The organism is Rhizobium sp. WYCCWR 11152, assembly GCF_013087615.1.
GTDB classification, from domain to species: domain Bacteria; phylum Pseudomonadota; class Alphaproteobacteria; order Rhizobiales; family Rhizobiaceae; genus Rhizobium; species Rhizobium indicum.
On sequence record NZ_JABFCP010000008.1, the window covers coordinates 494,667 to 513,036 of the forward strand.

Here is an 18,370-nt window from a genome sequence, read left to right on the forward strand (position 1 = left end):
TCATTCGGCCGCGATGGCGGCTTCGCCAAGGAGCAGCGCGCGGGTGGCGGCGGCGACGTCGTCCTTGCGCATCAGGCTTTCGCCGACAAGGAAGGTATTGATGTCGACGGCCTGCAGGCGCTTGCAATCGGCATGGGTGAAGATGCCGCTTTCGCCGACCAGCAGCCGGTCATCAGGCACCATGGGGGCAAGCGCCTCGCTGACGCTAAGGCTGACTTCGAAAGTACGCAGATTGCGGTTGTTGATGCCGACGAGCGGCGAGGAGAGTTTTAGCGCCCGCTCCATCTCCTCGGCGTCGTGGACTTCGACCAGCACGTCCATGCCGAGGGCGAAGGCCTCGTCCTGCAGGCGTTCGGCTTCACCGTCGGACAGCGAGGCCATAATCAGCAGGATGCAGTCGGCGCCCCAGGCGCGGGCCTCGTGCACCTGATAGGTCTCGAACATGAAATCCTTGCGCAGCGCCGGCAGCGTGCAGGCAGCACGGGCGGCTGTCAGAAATTCCGGCGCCCCCTGGAAGCTCGGCCTGTCAGTCAGCACCGAAAGGCAGGCAGCACCGCCGGCCTCATAGGCGCTCGCCAGCGACGGCGGATCGAAATCTGGGCGAATGAGACCCTTCGAGGGGCTTGCCTTCTTGATCTCGGCGATCAGGCCGAAGCGGCCGGCATCACGCTTGGCAATGAGCGCCTTGTGGAAGCCGCGCGGGGCGGACTGGCCGGCCTGCATCGCTTTGAGATCGGCAAGCGACACTGCCGCCTTGGCAGCGGCGATCTCCTCGCGCTTGTAGAGTTCGATCTTCTTCAGGATATCGGTCATCGAACAATCCTAATCGATATCGTTGGAAACGGCGATGAGTTTGTCGAGAGCGAGCGCGGTCGCACCGCTATCCAGCGAATGCGTGGCCAGCGTCATGCCGTCGCGGATCGTCTCGACTTTGCCGGCGATGACGAGCGAGGCGGCGGCATTGGCGAGCGAGATATCGCGATAGGCATTCTTGGCGCCGCCGAGCACTTCGCGAAGCGCTGCGGCGTTGGCGACACCGTCACCGCCCTTGATGTCGGCGAGCACGCAAGGACTGACGCCGAAATCGGCGGGCGAGAGCTCGAAGGTACGGATCTTGCCGTCCTCGAGTGCCGCGACTTGTGTGATGCCGGTGGTGGTGATCTCGTCGAGGCCGTCGCCATGGACCACCCAGACGCATTCGGAGCCAAGATCGCGCATGACTTCGGCAAGCGGTACCAGCCATTGCGGCGAGAAGACGCCGAGCAGCTGGCGGCGCACGCCAGCCGGACTGGAGAGCGGCCCGAGCAGGTTGAAGATCGTCCGCGTGCCGAGCTCAACCCTTGAGGGGCCGACATGGCGCATGGCGGAATGATGCAGCTGCGCGAACATGAAGCCGACACCGGCTTCCGCAATGCAGCGGGAGATGATCTCGGGACCGACGTCGAGCTTGACGCCGAGTGCGGCCAGATTGTCGGCTGCGCCCGATTTCGAACTCAACGCCCGGTTGCCATGCTTGGCGACGGGCACACCGGCGCCGGCGACGATCAGCGCCGCCAGCGTCGAGATATTGTAGGTGCCGCTGGCATCGCCGCCAGTGCCGACGATGTCGATCGCATCGGCCGGCGCCTCGACGGTCAGCATTTTCGAGCGCATCGCGGTGACCGCGCCGACGATCTCATCGACGGTTTCGCCGCGCACGCGCAGCGCCATCAGGAAGCCGCCGATCTGCGAGGGCGTCGCCTGGCCTGACATCAGGATGTCGAAGGCGGCGCGGGCCTCGTCACGCGTCAGCGGCTCGCGGCTTGCGGCCTTGGCCAGGAACGGCTTCAGATCGGTCATAAAATCTCCTAGCGGACCGTCGCCTTTTCAGCGAGCGTCTGGTTGATCTGAGCGCCATACTGCGTCTGCAGCAGGTTGACCATCTGATCGAGAATATCGTCGCCGGCGGCATTGGCCATGGCGGTGATCTGGGCATCGCGGTTGTTCAGCACGTCGCCGGTCGGCTGTGTGTTGACCTCGGTGACCTTCAGCAGGATCTGCGTCGAGGGATCGGCGCCGACAGCACTCGCGACCGTGTCGACCGGACCCGAGAAGGCGGCGGTGACGCCAGCGCGGCCGAGGACTGCATCATCGGTGGAGCGGGTGACACCGCTCTTGCTTTCGACGGCAATGCCGAGCGGCGTCGCGATATCGGCAAGGGCCGTGCCTTTCTTCGCCTCGGCCTTCAATGCGTCGGCCTTCTTGGCGAGCTCGGCCTTCTGCTGCTCCGCCGTCCAATCCTCGACGGCCTTTTCGCGCACTTCGGCGACCGGGCGGTCGCGGTCCGGCGTGATTTCGCGGACGTTGAACCAGACATAGCCGTCATTGCCGATCGGGAGCGGCGGCGCATCGACGCCGACCTCGGTCTTGAAGGCTTCGCCGAGCAGCTGCTGCTTGGCTGGGATATCCTTGACCTCTTTGCCATCCTTGTCGGCGCCGGTCATATCGACGGCATCGACGGCCACGGCGGTGAGCTTCAGCTGGCCTGCAATATCCTCGAGCGTCGAACCGCCCGCGCGCAGATCCTCGATGCGATCGTGAACGTTGATCACTTCCTGAGAGGCGTTGGAGAGCGCCAGCTGCTTGCGGATATCCTCCTTCACCTCGTCGAAATTCTTCGTCGTTTCCGGCTTGATGTTGGTGACGCGCAGGATGACGGGGCCGAAGGAGCCATCGACGACAGGCGTCGTGCCGCCATCGCGCGAAACCGTAAAGGCCGCATCGGCAACGGCCTGGTCGGGAACCTTGTCCTTGGTGAACTCGCCGAGCAGCACGTCGCTTGCCGTCTTGCCCTGGTCGGAGACCAGCTGATCGAAAGTGGTGCCGCTCTTCAGCGCCGTTTCGGCGGCAGCGGCGAGATCCTTGCTGGCGAAGGTCAGCTGTTCGATGGTGCGGCTTTCCGGCGTGCGATAAGTATCCTTGCTCTTGTCGAAGGCTTCGTGGATCTGGTCGTCGGTGACGGTCGCGGCATCGGCAATATCGCCAGGCTGCAGCTTGAGATAGACGAGCTTGCGGTATTCGGGTGCCCGGTAGCGCTGCTTGACACCTTCGAACCACGTCGCCAGCACGTCGTCGGCAGGCGCCTTGATCGGCTCGATATTGGCATTGGTGAGCAGCAGGTATTCGACGCTTCGGCTTTCGTCACCATAGAGCTTCAGGGCGTCGACCAGCGTCTTCGGTGCGGTGAAGCCGTTGGAGATGGCATCGACCACCTGGCTGCGGACAGCAACCTTGCTGCGCTCCTTGATGTAATCGTCCTGGCGGATGCCGGCATTTTGCAGGCGCGAGATGAAGAGCTCGCGGTCGAACCGGCCATTGACGGCCTTGAAAGCCGGATCGTCAGCGATAAGCTGGGCGAGGCGATCTTCGGAAAGGCCGAGGTTCATGTCTTCGGCGAGCTGGTCGAGCGAGGCGCCGGCGACGAGCTGGGCGAGCACTTGCTGCTCGACGCCGAAGGCGCGGGCCTGCTCGGGGGTGAGGCGCGTGCCGAACTGCTGGCTGAGGTTTGCCACCTGGCGCTGATAGGCGAGGTGGAATTCGTTGACGTCCACATGCTGATCGCCGACGGTCACGACCGTGGTGCTGTTGCCGCCTGACAGCAGCTCATGCGACACGCCCCAGACGCCGAAGGACGCGACGAGCAGAAGCAGGAGGAGCTTGGCAACCCAGGTCTGAGCAGCTCTTCTCAGGATATGGAACATAGAAACGCAAACCTCGCAGTATCATTGACCCGCGCGCGGGCGGACATTCGACGTTCCTTAAAACAAACCCGACAGGAAATGAAGGGTTTGTCGCGCGAAAAGCTGCACAAGGTTTGCGGCGAACAAAAGATCGGTTGCGGCGGAACCTTTCGGGCCGCCATTTCGTTGAAGCGGCATCCCATGAAACAGGAGCAGACCATGGCAGAATTGAAAACCGCTTCCGCCGAATCCACCGCTGCGCGCGTCAAGGCTGATATAGCAGCAGACGATCTGTCGGCGCAGGTCGCAGCCCTTCGCAACGATCTCTCCCGGCTGACGGAAAGCGTGGTCGCGCTGGGGCAGGGGGCGAAGTCGGCGGTGACCGACGAGGCTTCGGTGATGACGGAAAGACTGCGCGACAAGGTGCGCGAAGAACCGCTCGTGGCACTCGCCGTGACGGCAGGCATTGCCTACGTGTTCGGCCTGCTCAGCCGCCGCTGAACGGTAATTCAGAGTGAAGAAAAGCCGGGCGCCATGAACGCCCGGCTTTTAGTGTTTGCATCCGCCAAAAGTAACCGGGCCAGTTGACGCGACCGGGCTCAGCTGGCGCGACCAAGTCAACGGCGGATGACGCGCCCGATCGCGATCAAGATGCAGGCACCGACGAAACCGGTGATCAGATAGCCCAGCCAACCGGCGAGCGGCTGGATGTGCAACAGACCCAGGATCCAGTTGGCGACAATAGCGCCGATGATGCCGAGCAATATGTTCATGAGCAGGCTCATGCTGCTGCGCATTGCCTTTTCCGCCAGCCATCCGGCAACACCGCCGATAATGATGGCTGCAATCCAACCCACGCCTGCGCTTTCCATGGTTATCTCCCTCCTGGCAAAACGAGTCACAGAATGCACGAAACGAAACGAAGTTCCACTCCCAGTTACTGAGATCGCGTGCGCGTTCAGCAACTTATGTGACTCACAGCTGCAGCAGGGTGACCGGAGAGTGCAACGCGTGGGCGACAATCTGGAACAGCAGGCCGGCAATGGCGAGCAATGCGAAGCCAATAGGCATAATCAGACTTTTGCTAAACATCATCCCTCTCCCCTTTTGCGTAAAGCATAAGCGGAAGGGGACGGAGCGCAATAATATTGTTAACAGATAGTTAAGCCTAGCAATTAACTAAAATTAATTACATCGAGGATCGTAGAAATACTTGCGGATGTCGAAAGCTTTATTTTGCACCTTTCCCGTGTTGTTGACGGATGGTCTGCGATCTATGCGCTTCAGACCTTCCGATCTACGCGTTGTCGTCGGGGCAGCAACTGGTGCCGCTACCTCTCCGGATCGCAAACAATGAGGCCGCGCTTAACGACTTCGGGCACTGGGTTCCAGTGATCGCGCGCCTTAGGGCCAATCCGTTTGCCGCGGGCCAGTCAGGTCCGGTGGACGATCAGCATGAAGACGAGGAAGGACGCTGTTGCGACCGTGGCGGCGAAGGCAATCTGGTAGTCCATGTCGTTAACCCCAGTTGGATGGCTCCCGTAAACGCCTGTGACGTCACCGAGTTCCATGTCGCGCGTTCGCGCTCATCGCCTGCGGATTGATTTTGGCGAAGAATGCGTCATCTTCCCTTGATCGCCATTCAATCCGGGGAAACACCTGATGCCTAAAGTTGCAATCGCCATCGCCTGCATCTGCCTGCTGACACTTTCCGGCTGCGGCAATACCGCATACGGGCTGAAGAAGGATGGCCAGGAAGCGAGCCACGCCATGGACAATGCGACACATCGGGTGCTTTCGGCCGGCGCCAAGAAGTGATGCAGGCGATGGAATAAAAAAGCCCGCCTGGGGTGAGGCGGGCTTAGGATTAACAGGGAGAATGGACGGATAGACTCCGTCTCAAATAATAAAGCATTTTCTTAAGCGCATGACTTTACGTCATTCGACGTAACGGCGACCGGTAACGACCGATGCGGCCATGATTCGGAGTCGAATCGGAGATATCCTGATCGAATCAGAAGTTGCCCCAGTTCTGAGCGCGGGCACGAGCGCGAATAATCCGGTATTCGCGACCGCCATAGAGCGAGCCGATTGTCAGCAGAAGCGTCAGAACGTCCCAGATGATATGCATGTTATCCTCTTAGGTTGGACGGCCCTGCCGTCGATCGGTGAAGATACAATAGCAATCTTTCGAACGTGCTTATATGACAAGAAATCGGGATGAGCGGGAAAGCCGGCAGGGCGCTTCCGCAGAAGAGGGGCGGCGTTTCCGCCTTGGAGCAGCAAAGTGAACAGATTCGACGGTGGCTTATGACGATTTTCTCCGTCCGCCACATCACGTCCTATCGTTACGTCAGGGATGTCGACTTCGGTGAGCATCGCTTGATGTTCCGACCGCGCGACAGTTTCGACCAGCGGCTGATCGAAGCGTCGTTGACGATCTATCCCGAGGAAAGTCATGTGCGCTGGATCCACGATGTTTTCGGCAATTGCGTGGCGCTCGTCGATTTTTCGAGGCCGGCATCCGAACTTCGTTTCGAAACCTGGATCACGCTCGATCATACGCCTCAGGTCGCCCTGGATCTCAAGGTCGACGACGCAGCCCTGACCTATCCATTCTCCTACGACAAGGACGAGATCGCCGATCTCACGCCGGCGATGCAGCGCCATTATCCCGACCCGAACGACGAGGTCGGACGCTGGGCGCGCCAATTCGTGCGCCAGGGGCGTCCGACGGAGACCGGGCATCTGCTGATGACGCTCTGCTACGCCATCCGCGAGAGCTTCGTCTATGCGCGGCGCCATGAACATGGAACGCAGACACCGGTGCAGACCCTGCAGCTTCGCTCCGGCACCTGCCGGGATTTTGCGCTTCTGATGATGGAGGCGGCACGCATCCTCGGCCTCGCGGCGCGGTTCGTCACGGGCTATGTCTATGTTCCCGACCGGGACGGCTCCACCGTGCTCGGCGGCGGTTCCACGCATGCATGGTGCCAGATCTATCTTCCAGGCGCCGGTTGGACGGAGTTCGATCCGACCAACGGCATCGTCGGCAACCGCGATCTCATTCGTGTCGCGGTTGCCCGTGATCCGCGCCAGGCAGTCCCGTTGAGCGGCAGCTATGACGGGGACGGGAAGGATTTCGACAGCATGACGGTGCAGGTCAACGTCACCACGAGGTGACTCAGAAGTCATCTTGGATGGCTCCGAGCCGGCTGTGCGGCGACAATTCCGCGGCCACGGAACCGGGTAGCGCGATCAACGTTCCATACTCACCTTCATCGATGCGGAGACGCGACAAGGAAGCGACAATGAAGATACGCGCCGGGTTTCATCTGGGCTATGAATGCACGCAGCCGACGCCGATGCTGCTCGTCCTCAACATCCATCCCTCCCGTCGCGCCGATCTTCTCAGCGATCAGATCCTGACATTCGACCGGCCGATCGAGGCCTGGGGCTATACCGATGTGTTCGGCAATGCCTGCAGCCGGATCGTCGCTCCGCCGGGGCTGACGACGATCTCCACGGAATTCGAGATTTACGACAGCGGCCAACCCGACATCGTTCCCGACGATGCCGTCCAGCACGCGATCAATGACCTGCCCGACGATGTGCTGGTCTTCCTGCTCGGCAGCCGCTATTGCGACACCGACAGGCTTGCCGATTTCGCCTGGGCGACGTTCTCATCGACGCCGCTCGGCTGGGCGCGCGTGCAGGCGATCTGCGATTTCGTCCATGACCACATCACCTTCGACTACCTGAAGGCCGACGTGCTCAGGACCGCGCATGGCGGCTTCACCGACAAGGCGGGCGTCTGCCGCGACTTTGCCCATCTCGCCATCGCGCTTTGCCGATGCATGAATATCCCGGCACGATATTGCACCGGTTATCTCGGCGATATCGGCGTTCCGATTGATCCCAATCCGATGGATTTCAGCGCCTGGTTCGAGGTCTTTCTCGGCGGCCACTGGCATACGGTCGACGCCCGCCACAACACGCCGCGCATCGGCCGGATCCTGATGGGAACCGGCCGCGACGCCACCGACGTCGCCATGTCGACGGCCTTCGGTCCGGCAACGCTCTCCCGCTTCGAGGTGATCACCGAGGAAGTGCCGCAGGAGGCGGTGAAAGCCGATTGATCAGCGGAGCAGGCCTTACGATGCGTCAACAACCAGCATCGCGGGCGATGCTGATCCTATGCCTTCTTCAAAAACTCGGTTTTCAGCACGAGGCCTTTGACCTGCTTGGTGCTGCACTCGATCTCGCCAGGATTGTCCGTCAGGCGAATGCCCTTGACCAGCGTTCCACGCTTCAGCGTCTCCGAGGTTCCCTTGACCTTGAGGTCCTTGATCAGCGTCACGGAATCGCCGTCGTGAAGCTGGCTTCCGTTGCTGTCCTTTACAATGATGTCGGTCATAATGTCCCCGCTTGGTGATCCCGGACGGGAAATCATGGCGACGCAGGATAGTCAATACGAACGGCTCAGTTGGCCTGACCTCTGATCCTACGCGGCCCTTCAATCAGCTCGCGCGCAGGCGTCGCGAACGCAGCCGCGCAGCCAGCGATGCGCCGGATCGGCATCCATCCTGGGGTGCCAGAGCAATGACACCGTGATCTCAGGCGTCGGGACGGGGAGGGGAAAACTATGCATTCCCGCGCGCAAGGCTCCGGTGTGCCGTTCGGGCACGCTGGCGATCAGATCGCAGTTCCGGGCGAGCGCCAGTGCCGTGGAAAAGCCGCTGACGATGGTGGCGATCTGCCGTTCCAACCCGAGCGCGTTCAAGGCTTCATCGATCGGTCCCTTGTCGAGCCCGCGCCGCGAGACGTAGATGTGCTGGCCGCCGGCATAAAGGGAGGGAGTCATCTCGCGCCCACAAAGCGGATGCCCCAAGCGCACGACGCCGATGAAACGATCGCGGAACAAGGCCTGCGCCCGCACCTCCGGCCCGGTCGTCCCGCCGACGACGCCGGTTTCCAGATCGACGGTCCCATCGCGAAGCGGGGCGCTGTCCTTGTCCGGCTTCTGCACGAAGCGCAGCCGCACGCCGGGCGCTTGCCGACCGAGGCAGGCGATGAGATCAGGTCCGAAGCTCTCGGCAAAGCCTTCGCTGGTGCGCAGCGTGAACGTCCGGACCAAGCGTTGAAGGTCAAGCGCCTCGGCAGGACGCAGGATCGCCTGCGCGTCCTCGACAATCCGGCCGACCCGCTCGCGCAGTTCGAGCGCGCGCGGCGTGGGGACGAGGCCACGGCCGGCGCGCACCAGCAGCGGATCGCCCGTCGTTTCACGCAATCGCGCTAAGGCCCGGCTCATCGCCGACGGGCTGAGCCGCAGCCGTTGCGCCGCACGCGCAACGCTGCCCTCGGCAAGCAGCACATCGAGGGTGACTAGCAAGTTGAGATCAGGTGTCGACATCCATCAGCTATAACACGGCTTCAACTTGATGTGGCGTCAAACGCATGAATAAAGTGCAAATCGTGCGCCTTTCGCCATATTAAGCAGAGGACTAGGTTTTCACCAGTTCCATTCGGGGAACTAAGAGAAAACGGAGTTCACGGGGTGAAATCGATCATTGCAGAGCGAAGCGAGGCCATCGCCGAACAGGCACCATCCATACGATGGGCGCTTGCCAGTCTTTCCCTCTCGATGTTGCTGCCGTCACTCGGCACCAGCATCGCCAATGTGGGCCTGCCGAGCCTGGCGCAGGCGTTCGATGCCGCCTTCCAGGATGCGCAGTGGATCGTTCTCGCCTATCTCCTTGCCATCACCACCCTGATCGTCAGCGTCGGACGGCTCGGCGACATCACCGGCCGACGTCGGCTGCTGCTCATCGGCATCCTGCTCTTCACGCTGGCCTCGATCCTCTGCGGCGTCGCGCCGACGCTATGGCTGATGATTGCCGCGCGCGCTGTGCAGGGCCTGGGTGCGGCCATCATGATGGCGCTCACCATGGCCTTTGTCGGCGAAACGGTGCCGAAGGAAAGAACCGGGAGCGCCATGGGGCTGCTCGGAACGATGTCGGCAATCGGTACCGCTCTTGGGCCCTCGCTCGGCGGCCTGCTGATCGCCGGGCTCGGCTGGCCGGCAATCTTCCTCGTCAACGTGCCGCTCGGCGTTCTGACCTTCGTTCTCGCCTATCGCCATCTGCCCGCCGATATCAGCAAGGGGAAGACGGGTCGGAAGGGCTTCGACATCGCAGGCACTTTGCTGCTTGCGCTGACGCTGTCGGTCTACGCGCTGGCGATGACGATCGGGCACGGCCGATTTGGCCTATTGAACATCGCTCTGCTCTCGGTCGCCATCTTCGGCGCCGGTTTGTTCGTCTTCGCCGAGGCGAGAGCGGCATCGCCGCTGATCCAGTTGACGGTGTTCCGCAATCGCGTGCTCACCGCCAGCCTGGCGATGAACGTGCTGGTTTCGACTGTGATGATGGCGACGCTGGTAGTCGCGCCGTTCTACCTCTCCCATGCGCTCGGGCTCAATCAAGCTCTCGTCGGCATCGTCATGTCGATCGGCCCCGTCATCTCCATCTTGAGCGGCGTCCCGGCCGGCCGTCTGGTGGACCGTCTGGACGCGCCATTCGTGGTGGTCGCAGGGCTCGTCGCCATGGCGGCAGGCTGCATCGCCATGGCCGTGCTTCCCGGGATACCAGGCTACATCGCCGCCATTACCATGCTGACACCCGGCTATCAGCTGTTTCAGGCGGCCAACAACACCGCCATCATGGCGGATGTCCGCCCGGACCAGCGGGGCGTCATCTCGGGCATGCTCAACCTTTCGCGCAATCTCGGGCTGATTACCGGCGTATCCGTGATGGGCGCCGTCTTCGCGTTCTCTTCGGGAACACCCGATATCACAGCGGCGCATCCCGAGGCCATTGCCTCAGGCATGCGGATGACCTTCGCCGTTGCGGCAGCACTGGTTGTTGTCGCGCTCGCTATTGCGGTCAGGACTTACCGCCGCCGAGCGCTCGGGGAGAGTTGAGCCCGGCACTTATCGGCAGCGCGAGCGAAACCCAGACCAAGGTCCGATCCATCCTGGACTTCGTGCCCATAGGAACTTTCCGTCGATGCAATAGGTAGCTTCGACATGCGTGGAGGTGTTCGGAGTTTTGCTGTGACTAAAATGTTCGTTGCGGGGATGATACTGACGCCTCTTATCTTCTGGGGTTCTGTCGGCGTCCTGATATATTCGTACTTCTCGTGAGGGCTGTCCGGCGAAACATCGACTTCGCCGAGCCCGTATTTTCGAAACATTTCCGCGCCTTGACGATACCGGCCTCGATGGCGCCGAAGAGATACCGGGCTACCGCCCGGCCGCCGACATATCGGGATCAGTTCGAGTGACCACGGAAGATCGCAACGGCCGCAGTGACCAGCGCGGCATTGTCGTTGGCAATCGTCCCATCCGGGAGGTGCTTACCATCTTCCAGGCCGATACGGGTGGAGTAGCGCCGCTCGCGCGCCAACCTGACGAAGGGCCAGACGGTGTCGTCGAAACCATGCAGAAGAATGGGCCGATTGACCCGGCCATCCCCGAGCGCCTTGATAATGCCGTCCGCGATATCGCATGCGCGCTGCAAATCCTGTTCGTTATCGAGCTCGATGAGCACGCGAAAGACCCGCTCATGATCATCGAGGCCGATGTAGCGCTCCGCATCGGCGACCGATGCCAGCCCGACTTCGATGCCGATACCCTTCTGCTGCAGCAACTGCATGACACCAGGGCCATCGTCTTCCGAGAGGTTCACCGAGGCATAATCCGGCAGAACGGACCAACGGCGGATGGCTTCCCGCGTTTTCTCCCGATCGCCTTCGATCCAGGCGCCCGTGGACACACCGATCAGCGTTCCCGGACAGACACGGCGGATCGCGCCGACAGTGTCGTCGACGGCGGCAAGGCTCTCCTTGCCATCGGCTCCGCGCGGATGAACGTGGAGCTCCGCAGCGCCGGCAGCGACCGAAGCCGTGGCATCACGCACCATGGCATCAATCGTCAGCGGAAGGAGCGGATGGAAATCGCTCGGCCGCGCGCCGTTGATGCAAGCTTGAACGATCATAAAGGAGCCTCGCGCTTGTTGGGCCGCTTAAGACGCCGGGTATACCAAATTGGAAACCTGAAGACTTAGGGGCGCTGCTGACAAAGTCATTTCCCTTGCCGTTACAGCCCCAATAATATCAAAACAGTCGAGATAGGCGACTGCTGCTCTCGTGCAGGGTCAAGCTGTGCGGACGCCGACTAGAGGACGGCCACGTGATCTCGTGGCAGCGACGTGACGTCAATCTGCCGCCCGACCCCATTCTTAAGTTAATGGCGGTCGCGTCCTGTTGCTGCCTGTACATCATCTCATCGTCGACGCAAAGGAGGAGGGTGAAACTCATCTGTTGCCCTCAGGGAAGGCCAACCTTCCTGAGGTACAAAACCGCAATTTTCGGAAAACGACGGATGGCGGAAGGGTCGCGAACTCTACGACATCGAAATTCTTAGCTCAGCTCACGGCAGGCAGCGGCGAACAGTCGTTGACCCGGCCATCGAACCCATCACCGGCTGATCATGACCTGCCACATTCAGAACCGCATCAAGATACGCGAGAAACAGGGCGGCCGCTGCTGCTACTGCCTCCAGCCTATGGTTCTGAGTGACAAACCGCCACATAAGCAGCCGCGGAATGCCGAAACCCTTGAGCACCCGCGGTGCCGCTCTGATGGCGGCCGCAACAATCGAGACAACATCGCTTTGGCGTGCAAGCGTTGCAACGAAGAGCGCCGCGGCATGGACTGGCTCCTGTACACGAGCTACCGCCGCGGAGAGATTTGGGAACTAATCGAATGCGCGCCGCCCTGTGCGCATCGGCGTGGGTCGTAGACCTGCGCTAGCCAGCTGCCGAGCCGCATCGACGGCGGGACCAACACCATAGGCCGGCGCGATCACCATCCGCGACCACACCAGCGGCACGCAGGCCGGTGTTTTCTGGGATGCTCGCACCGTTCATCGGAGGTTAATGCTTATTAACCCAGAATCGCAGCCTGAAAGGATGCGCCGATGAAGATGCTCTTTACCTCACTTGCAGCCATGATCTTGTCTGCATCTTTCGCCCTGCCGCTGAACGCCGCGCCGATCGTCGTGCCGAACGCAGTACATATGCATACCTCCGACGTCGAGCAGGTCAAACACCGTCGCCACGGTAATGGACATGCGTATGGCCACCGGAAGAAACACCGGTACGCTTACCGCGACTGTCGGTATTACGGCTCGTGCTATCGTCCGCGGTATTACGGCAGTCGCGACTATTACGGCTATCGCGACCGTTACCCCTATCGTCGTCGGTCAGGTGTGACCGTGTATTTCGATTTTTAGCCGGCAGCGCCACTGAAACCAACCTTGGTGCTCAACAAATGCGCCGCCAGCCTCACCAGCTGGCGGTTTTCATACCAGAAGCGGGTTTATGACAAGCGTGCAATTCTCGCGCGGAAAGCGGAAATTGTGCAATTAAATCAATATAAGATGGCGGAAGAGGTGGGATTCGAACCCACGGTACGGTTTCCCGCACGCCGGTTTTCAAGACCGGTTCCTTAAACCACTCGGACACTCTTCCATCTGATTGAAAAGGTTGAGACATCAACATGCTGTTGATTTCTACGAACCGGTCATTGCTACCGATTTGCGACCCAATCACTCGATGGCTGGCTTTTTAGCAGCTTTGGTAGCAGCGTCAACGTGCTCTGCAGCATTTGCCAGCATCTTCGCCACGACGTGCGACTAGCTCGAGAGAGCCGACCTTCAGCTGTTCTTCAGCCTGCGCGAGCCGGTAGAGGTTCCGGCGCAAGGACGCTGGAGGTCAACCCGACGCTGCTGAACAACTCAACCCTGTTGCGACCCTTGTTTTTGGCAATGTAGAGCGCCTGATCTGCACGCTTCTGGACGTCTTGTTCGGTTAGACCCGCTTCCCAAAGTGCCACACCTGCACTGACGGAAGGTGTGACCTGATTTCCTTCGAAGACAAGGCTCAGGGCGTTGACAGCCTCGCGTACCTGCTCAGCGAGCGCAAAAGCAGAGGCTGCCGTTTGGCCGCGAAAAAAGAGGCTGAACTCCTCGCCGCCCAACCGACCTAACACGCAGGAAGAGGGGGCACTCCGAGCAATCGTCCGAGCGACATTTATGAGAACGACATCACCTTTGTCGTGTCCGTACATATCGTTAACACGCTTGAAAAAGTCGATATCGATGAGGACGAAGGCGTCCCCGGGGGCGAGGTCTTTCGGAAGGGAATTGAAGAAATGCTGCCGGTTGGGAATGCCGGTCAGCATATCGGTATTTGCAAGTCTGATAAGCTTTTCTTCGGCTCTTTCCTGCACGAGGACGAGCACGAACAAAGCCACTGCGAAATGACAGATGATCAGCAGAAAGAAAGCGTAGCGCGGGGAAAGAGGCGCATCGTTTGGAAGGATGAAACCAATGACGACCAAAGCCGAGAGAAACGTTGCCACCCATATTGAGGCGGAAAGGGCGAGCCGCGCGGTAAGACGCTCATGGAAGAAGTCGCGGGCGATCACGAAACCTGACAAGGCAAGCAGGATTGCGGCGTTGCCATTGAACACCGATGCTCTCAATCCATTGTTCAAATACCATGGCGTGATCGCCGCACTCAGCATCAGGACGACGGGCAGGAGCAATGGCCACCAATCTCGTATAGAATTTTGACGCCGGCTGAGGCCGAAAAGACCAACCGCCATCAGCCCGTAACCATTGGCGCCCAGCGCAAAACTCCAGAACGTCCTGGCATTATCGGACATGTGAAGGCTCTCGTCCCACCCAGCCAGCGTTGAGGCGATCGCGAGCAAAGTAAAACCAACTGCAAGTACGCCGAGCCCCGGCGTCGCTCCGGAACGCCATCTCACATAGAAGAAGCAGATCGCTCCGACGATGAAGGAAGACTTGTGTAGAAGAAGGACTGTCGCAAGATCCATTGCCGGAACCCGATGTGAGAGAAGCGGGGTCCGAATAACGGCTAAAATCTACTTTTCGATGAACGCCGCGCGACCTTCTGACGGCGGAACTCGCTGCTCTTCCGGAGACTGCCGACCGAGATCGTTGGGACCCCGTCCATATATTGGAAATGACTCGCGTTCTCCCCGGCTTGAGCGTTAACTGTGTTGTTCTGGCGGAGGAAACAAACCATGGCCATGTATCTCACACGCTTCAGCTACACGCCCGAGACCTGGGCGCGGATGATCGAAAACCCCGAGGATCGCCGAGAGGCGGCACGCAGTTACATTGAATCCGTGGGCGGAAAGCTGCACGGCTTCTGGTACGCCTTCGGCGAGCATGATGGTTGGAATCTGTGGGAGGCGCCCGATAACGTATCGATGGCGGCCGTCGCACTTGCGATCGGTGCAGGAGGTGCACTCAGCTCCATGGAGACCACTGTCCTCCTCAGCGTCGAGGATACGATCGCAGCCTTGGAAAAGGCGAAGTCGGTACGCTATCGTCCACCGGCAGCATAGGCGGCGGCCCACGGCTTCCCATCCACGTCGAAGATCAGCGCTTTGCGCTTCTCGTTCCGGCGCAAACTTTCTGTGAATTGCGCCGGAGACATGACAGACTTAGCTTCCGTCAGATCCAAGGCCCTTCGGACCGTTGAGCTGGTTCATATCCTCGCCGAGAGATCGAACCGCCTCCATCGTCACCGCAAGGGCCGACATCAGGATTGCGATGTCGTTATCTTCATCCGGCTGGGAAAGCGCGCGAGATCGAGCGTGCAACTGCCGGCTGACCGTGTCGAGCTGCGTCAGGGTTTCATCGTTCATGGTGATCCTCCAAAGGTCTAAACCTTCAAAGCTCGCGGCGGACAATTCGTTCCCATACAGAATGAAGCGCCACCCCGCTGCGGTGCATCAAATCGGGCGGTGTTTCAATATGGAGCTTTGGGGGCGTCAGGAAGCGCCCGGATGTTCACCATATGCCCCGCATCGGCACGTTGATTTCTGGCCTCATTGCGGCGATGGAATGGCAGGCGGGGAGGGCTCGCGTTAGTGATTTATAAACCATAATCATCAGAATTGTCGCTATCGCTGCGAAATTGTTCGTAAAATTGCCACGAACTTAGCAAGATTAAAGCCTCGTTAGGCGGGTCGGAATAAGGCGCTATTGCCCCAAGATGGGGCAGGGTTCCTTAACCATAACGATCTTTGAGCGGCGTGGGGCACATGAAACTGGATTACGGGGCGGCGTCTTTCGCAACGGCAGCACGGTGGCTGGCGATCTCGGCGATGTGTGCGACGGTTGCGGCTTGCGGCACGACGCAGGCGGTGCCGAAGAAAAAAGCCCACGGCAAAGAGTATTTCTCCGAATCCGAATATGGCGTGAAGGCGAGCCCGCGGGTCGCCACCGGCAACAATATCCCGAAGGGCGGCGGCCGCTACATCGTCGGCAACGCTTACGAGGTGAAGGGCAAGTGGTATTATCCGAAGGAAGATTTCGCCTATAACAAGGTCGGCGTCGCCTCCTGGTATGGCTCGGCCTTTCACGGGCGCCTGACGGCGAACGGCGAAGTCTACGACCAGATGCATCTTTCCGCCGCACATCCGACCTTCCCGTTGCCGAGCTATGCGCGCGTCACCAATCTCGAAAGTGGTTCTTCCGTCATCGTGCGCGTCAACGATCGCGGCCCCTATCACGAAGGCCGTATCATCGACCTTTCCAACAAGACGGCCGACATGCTGGACCTGCAGCACAGCGGCACCGGCAAGGTGCGCGTGCAATATGTCGGCCGCGCCCGCATGGACGGCCACGACATGCCCTATCTGATGGCCTCCTACGCGCCGAAGGGCAGCCGCATTCCCGGCGTCAATCCGGAAGGGCAGATCGCAAGCGGCGTGATGGTCGCCTCCAACAGCCGAAAGATCACCCGCGACCAGCTGCAGAGTTCGGAAAACTACGAGACGCCGGCCAACGTGCCGGTGCCGAGGTCGGCCACCTCCTATGCCGGCTCGACGCCGAGCGCCCGCAACAATGCGGCAGCCGCCGCCGCACCCGCTCTGGCCCCGGCTGCCCATGTTCTGGTCGCGCCATCGGCACGGTCCTTCAACAATGGCGCGCAGGCCATGGACCAGATGGTCGTGCTGCCGGAGATCGGTCCGATGCCCTATGAGCGGCCCCAGAATTCGCTGGCGCTCGGCTACCAGAGCGAAGAGGTGAAGACGGTGACCGTCGATCTCGCCTTCGACGCGGTGATGGTGCGCAATGACGGGCTGACGCAAGAGTCCATCCTTGCCTCGGCCAAGCGCCATCAGGCAAAGTTCGCCCAGCGCTGAACTGGCAATTGCATCGGATTTCCTCGCGTTCTAACCTCCTGAAATACGCCGCTCGATCAATGGAAATTGCGATGCTGAAGCCCGCGCTTCGCCTGCTTGCATGCCTGATGCCGTTCGCCTCCGGAGCCTTTGCAGCCGATGGCGGTGCCGCCGGCTTCGCCACCAAGGCGGCGCAGGCCTATATGATCGAGGCTACCACCGGCACCGTGCTTCTCGCTAAGAACGAGGATCAGAGCTTTTCGCCGGCCTCACTCGCCAAGCTGATGACGATGGATCTCGTTTTCGAGGCGCTGACCAAGGGCCAGATCACGCTCGATACCGAATATCCCGTTTCCGAATATGCCTGGCGGACGGGCGGCGCGCCGTCGCGGACGGCGACAATGTTTGCCAGCCTGAAATCACGCGTGCGCGTCGAGGACCTGATCAAGGGCATCGCCATCCAGGGCGCCAATGACAGCTGCATCATCCTTGCCGAGGGCATGGCCGGAAGCGAGCAGCAATTTGCCGTGTCGATGACGCGCCGCGCCCGCGAGCTCGGCATGGAGAAGGCCGAGTTCGGCAATTCCACCGGCCTTCCCGACGGCAAGAGCAAGGTGACGGCACGCGAGATGGTGACGCTTGCCGCCGCCCTTCAGCAATCCTATCCCAATCTCTATCCCTATTTTGCGCAGCCGGATTTCGAGTGGAACAAGATCTTCCAGCGCAACCGCAACCCGCTGCTCGGGCTCGATCTCGGCGCCGACGGGCTGGCGACTGGCTTTACCGAGGGCGAGGGCTATTCGATCGTCGCTTCGGTTCAGCGCGACGGCAGGCGGCTGTTTCTGGCGCTTGCCGGCATCGCTTCAGACAAGGAGCGGACGGAAGAGGCCAAGCGGGTGCTCGAATGGGGGCTGACGGCCTTCGAGAACCGGCAGATCTTCGCCGACAAGGAAGTGATTGGCGCCGCCAGCGTCTATGGCGGCACGTCGCGCACGGTCGATCTCGTCGCCAAGGCGCCGGTCAGCGTCTATATCCCGATCAGCAATCCCGACCGGCTGTCGGCGCGCATCATCTATCGCTGGCCGCTGACGGCGCCGGTCAAGCCGGATACCCAGGCAGGCACGCTGAGGATTTTCGCCGGCAGCCGGCTGCTCAGGGAAGTGCCGCTCTATACCGTGCAAGCGGTCGGCGAAGGCTCACTCAGCAGCCGGGCGATCGACGCCATGCTGGAACTCGGCGAATCGCTGTTCTTCTCCTGGCTCTGGGACAAGCCCGCGCCCGTCTGACGAGCTGTTTCCAATGCAATTTGCCGGGAAAGGTGAATATGTCGCCGCGGCGAAAGGTTTTCCTCCCTGATATCT

At 60.7% G+C, this 18,370-nt stretch carries 20 protein-coding genes and 1 tRNA gene; 10 read left to right on the forward strand and 11 right to left on the reverse strand.

The features are described from left to right. Genes trpC through G9X67_RS12245 form a run of 3 tightly spaced genes read right to left on the reverse strand, consistent with a single transcriptional unit; the run spans window position 1 to window position 3,740 of the window. Window positions 1-813, reverse strand: coding sequence for an indole-3-glycerol phosphate synthase TrpC (gene trpC / locus G9X67_RS12235; RefSeq protein WP_138329404.1), 813 nt, complete (start codon window positions 811-813; stop codon window positions 1-3). Between the two features lie 9 nt (window positions 814-822). After that, complete coding sequence (gene trpD, locus G9X67_RS12240; RefSeq protein WP_138329405.1) at window positions 823-1,839, reverse strand: anthranilate phosphoribosyltransferase; 1,017 nt, start codon at window positions 1,837-1,839, stop codon at window positions 823-825. Between the two features lie 8 nt (window positions 1,840-1,847). Next, entirely contained in the window at window positions 1,848-3,740 is a 1,893-nt protein-coding gene (locus G9X67_RS12245; RefSeq protein WP_138329406.1) for a peptidylprolyl isomerase, read from the reverse strand. Between the two features lie 198 nt (window positions 3,741-3,938). Here G9X67_RS12245 and G9X67_RS12250 point away from each other — a divergent pair, with 198 nt between their 5' ends. Next, a complete protein-coding gene (locus G9X67_RS12250) occupies window positions 3,939-4,220 on the forward strand; it encodes a hypothetical protein (protein WP_003539806.1) in 282 nt (93 codons plus the stop codon). A gap of 116 nt (window positions 4,221-4,336) precedes the next feature. Here G9X67_RS12250 and G9X67_RS12255 read toward each other — a convergent pair whose 3' ends face one another. Together G9X67_RS12255 and G9X67_RS12260 are read right to left on the reverse strand one after the other, a co-directional pair. Beyond that, window positions 4,337-4,591 carry a GlsB/YeaQ/YmgE family stress response membrane protein gene (locus G9X67_RS12255; RefSeq protein ID WP_003539804.1) on the reverse strand — a complete coding sequence of 85 codons (255 nt, stop codon included), beginning with the start codon at window positions 4,589-4,591 and terminating at the stop codon, window positions 4,337-4,339. Window positions 4,592-5,152: 561 nt separating this feature from the next. Then, a complete protein-coding gene (locus G9X67_RS12260) occupies window positions 5,153-5,290 on the reverse strand; it encodes a hypothetical protein (protein WP_171598757.1) in 138 nt (45 codons plus the stop codon). A gap of 91 nt (window positions 5,291-5,381) precedes the next feature. Here G9X67_RS12260 and G9X67_RS12265 point away from each other — a divergent pair, with 91 nt between their 5' ends. The 3 genes from G9X67_RS12265 (at window position 5,382) to G9X67_RS12275 (ending at window position 7,858) form a co-directional block, all read left to right on the forward strand. Beyond that, on the forward strand, window positions 5,382-5,537 hold the full coding sequence (locus G9X67_RS12265; RefSeq protein WP_138329407.1) for an entericidin: 156 nt from the start codon (window positions 5,382-5,384) through the stop codon (window positions 5,535-5,537). A gap of 492 nt (window positions 5,538-6,029) precedes the next feature. After that, complete coding sequence (locus tag G9X67_RS12270; protein WP_138329408.1) at window positions 6,030-6,902, forward strand: transglutaminase family protein; 873 nt, start codon at window positions 6,030-6,032, stop codon at window positions 6,900-6,902. A 128-nt stretch (window positions 6,903-7,030) separates the two neighbouring features. Beyond that, on the forward strand, window positions 7,031-7,858 hold the full coding sequence (locus tag G9X67_RS12275) for a transglutaminase family protein (protein WP_065280016.1): 828 nt from the start codon (window positions 7,031-7,033) through the stop codon (window positions 7,856-7,858). A gap of 56 nt (window positions 7,859-7,914) precedes the next feature. Here G9X67_RS12275 and G9X67_RS12280 read toward each other — a convergent pair whose 3' ends face one another. Next, window positions 7,915-8,136 (reverse strand): alkylphosphonate utilization protein, encoded by a 222-nt coding sequence (locus G9X67_RS12280; RefSeq protein ID WP_020050017.1) that lies wholly within the window; start codon window positions 8,134-8,136, stop codon window positions 7,915-7,917. Between the two features lie 99 nt (window positions 8,137-8,235). Then, entirely contained in the window at window positions 8,236-9,132 is an 897-nt protein-coding gene (locus tag G9X67_RS12285) for a LysR family transcriptional regulator (RefSeq protein WP_138329409.1), read from the reverse strand. A 144-nt stretch (window positions 9,133-9,276) separates the two neighbouring features. Between G9X67_RS12285 and G9X67_RS12290 the strand changes: the two genes are divergently transcribed. Beyond that, complete coding sequence (locus G9X67_RS12290; RefSeq protein WP_138329410.1) at window positions 9,277-10,701, forward strand: MFS transporter; 1,425 nt, start codon at window positions 9,277-9,279, stop codon at window positions 10,699-10,701. A 349-nt stretch (window positions 10,702-11,050) separates the two neighbouring features. Here the strand turns inward: G9X67_RS12290 and G9X67_RS12295 are convergent, their stop codons facing one another. After that, window positions 11,051-11,776, reverse strand: a complete 726-nt coding sequence (locus G9X67_RS12295) for a 3-keto-5-aminohexanoate cleavage protein (protein WP_171598758.1) — start codon at window positions 11,774-11,776, stop codon at window positions 11,051-11,053. A gap of 569 nt (window positions 11,777-12,345) precedes the next feature. Between G9X67_RS12295 and G9X67_RS12300 the strand changes: the two genes are divergently transcribed. Both G9X67_RS12300 and G9X67_RS12305 read left to right on the forward strand, forming a co-directional pair. Beyond that, entirely contained in the window at window positions 12,346-12,582 is a 237-nt protein-coding gene (locus tag G9X67_RS12300) for an HNH endonuclease (protein ID WP_246705413.1), read from the forward strand. Between the two features lie 177 nt (window positions 12,583-12,759). After that, window positions 12,760-13,074 (forward strand): hypothetical protein, encoded by a 315-nt coding sequence (locus tag G9X67_RS12305; RefSeq protein WP_138329414.1) that lies wholly within the window; start codon window positions 12,760-12,762, stop codon window positions 13,072-13,074. A gap of 148 nt (window positions 13,075-13,222) precedes the next feature. Here G9X67_RS12305 and G9X67_RS12310 read toward each other — a convergent pair. Together G9X67_RS12310 and G9X67_RS12315 are read right to left on the reverse strand one after the other, a co-directional pair. Continuing rightward, window positions 13,223-13,312, reverse strand: a tRNA-Ser gene (locus tag G9X67_RS12310). Window positions 13,313-13,508: 196 nt separating this feature from the next. Further along, window positions 13,509-14,684 carry a GGDEF domain-containing protein gene (locus G9X67_RS12315; protein ID WP_138329415.1) on the reverse strand — a complete coding sequence of 392 codons (1,176 nt, stop codon included), beginning with the start codon at window positions 14,682-14,684 and terminating at the stop codon, window positions 13,509-13,511. 210 nt (window positions 14,685-14,894) lie between these two features. Here G9X67_RS12315 and G9X67_RS12320 point away from each other — a divergent pair, with 210 nt between their 5' ends. Continuing rightward, window positions 14,895-15,221 (forward strand): GYD domain-containing protein, encoded by a 327-nt coding sequence (locus G9X67_RS12320; protein ID WP_029874139.1) that lies wholly within the window; start codon window positions 14,895-14,897, stop codon window positions 15,219-15,221. A gap of 99 nt (window positions 15,222-15,320) precedes the next feature. Here G9X67_RS12320 and G9X67_RS12325 read toward each other — a convergent pair whose 3' ends face one another. Further along, window positions 15,321-15,524, reverse strand: coding sequence for a hypothetical protein (locus G9X67_RS12325; RefSeq protein WP_138329416.1), 204 nt, complete (start codon window positions 15,522-15,524; stop codon window positions 15,321-15,323). Between the two features lie 399 nt (window positions 15,525-15,923). Between G9X67_RS12325 and G9X67_RS12330 the strand changes: the two genes are divergently transcribed. Beyond that, window positions 15,924-17,030, forward strand: coding sequence for a septal ring lytic transglycosylase RlpA family protein (locus tag G9X67_RS12330; protein ID WP_138329417.1), 1,107 nt, complete (start codon window positions 15,924-15,926; stop codon window positions 17,028-17,030). A 71-nt stretch (window positions 17,031-17,101) separates the two neighbouring features. After that, window positions 17,102-18,295, forward strand: a complete 1,194-nt coding sequence (locus G9X67_RS12335) for a D-alanyl-D-alanine carboxypeptidase family protein (RefSeq protein ID WP_138329418.1) — start codon at window positions 17,102-17,104, stop codon at window positions 18,293-18,295. The last annotated feature ends 75 nt before the right edge of the window (window positions 18,296-18,370 follow it).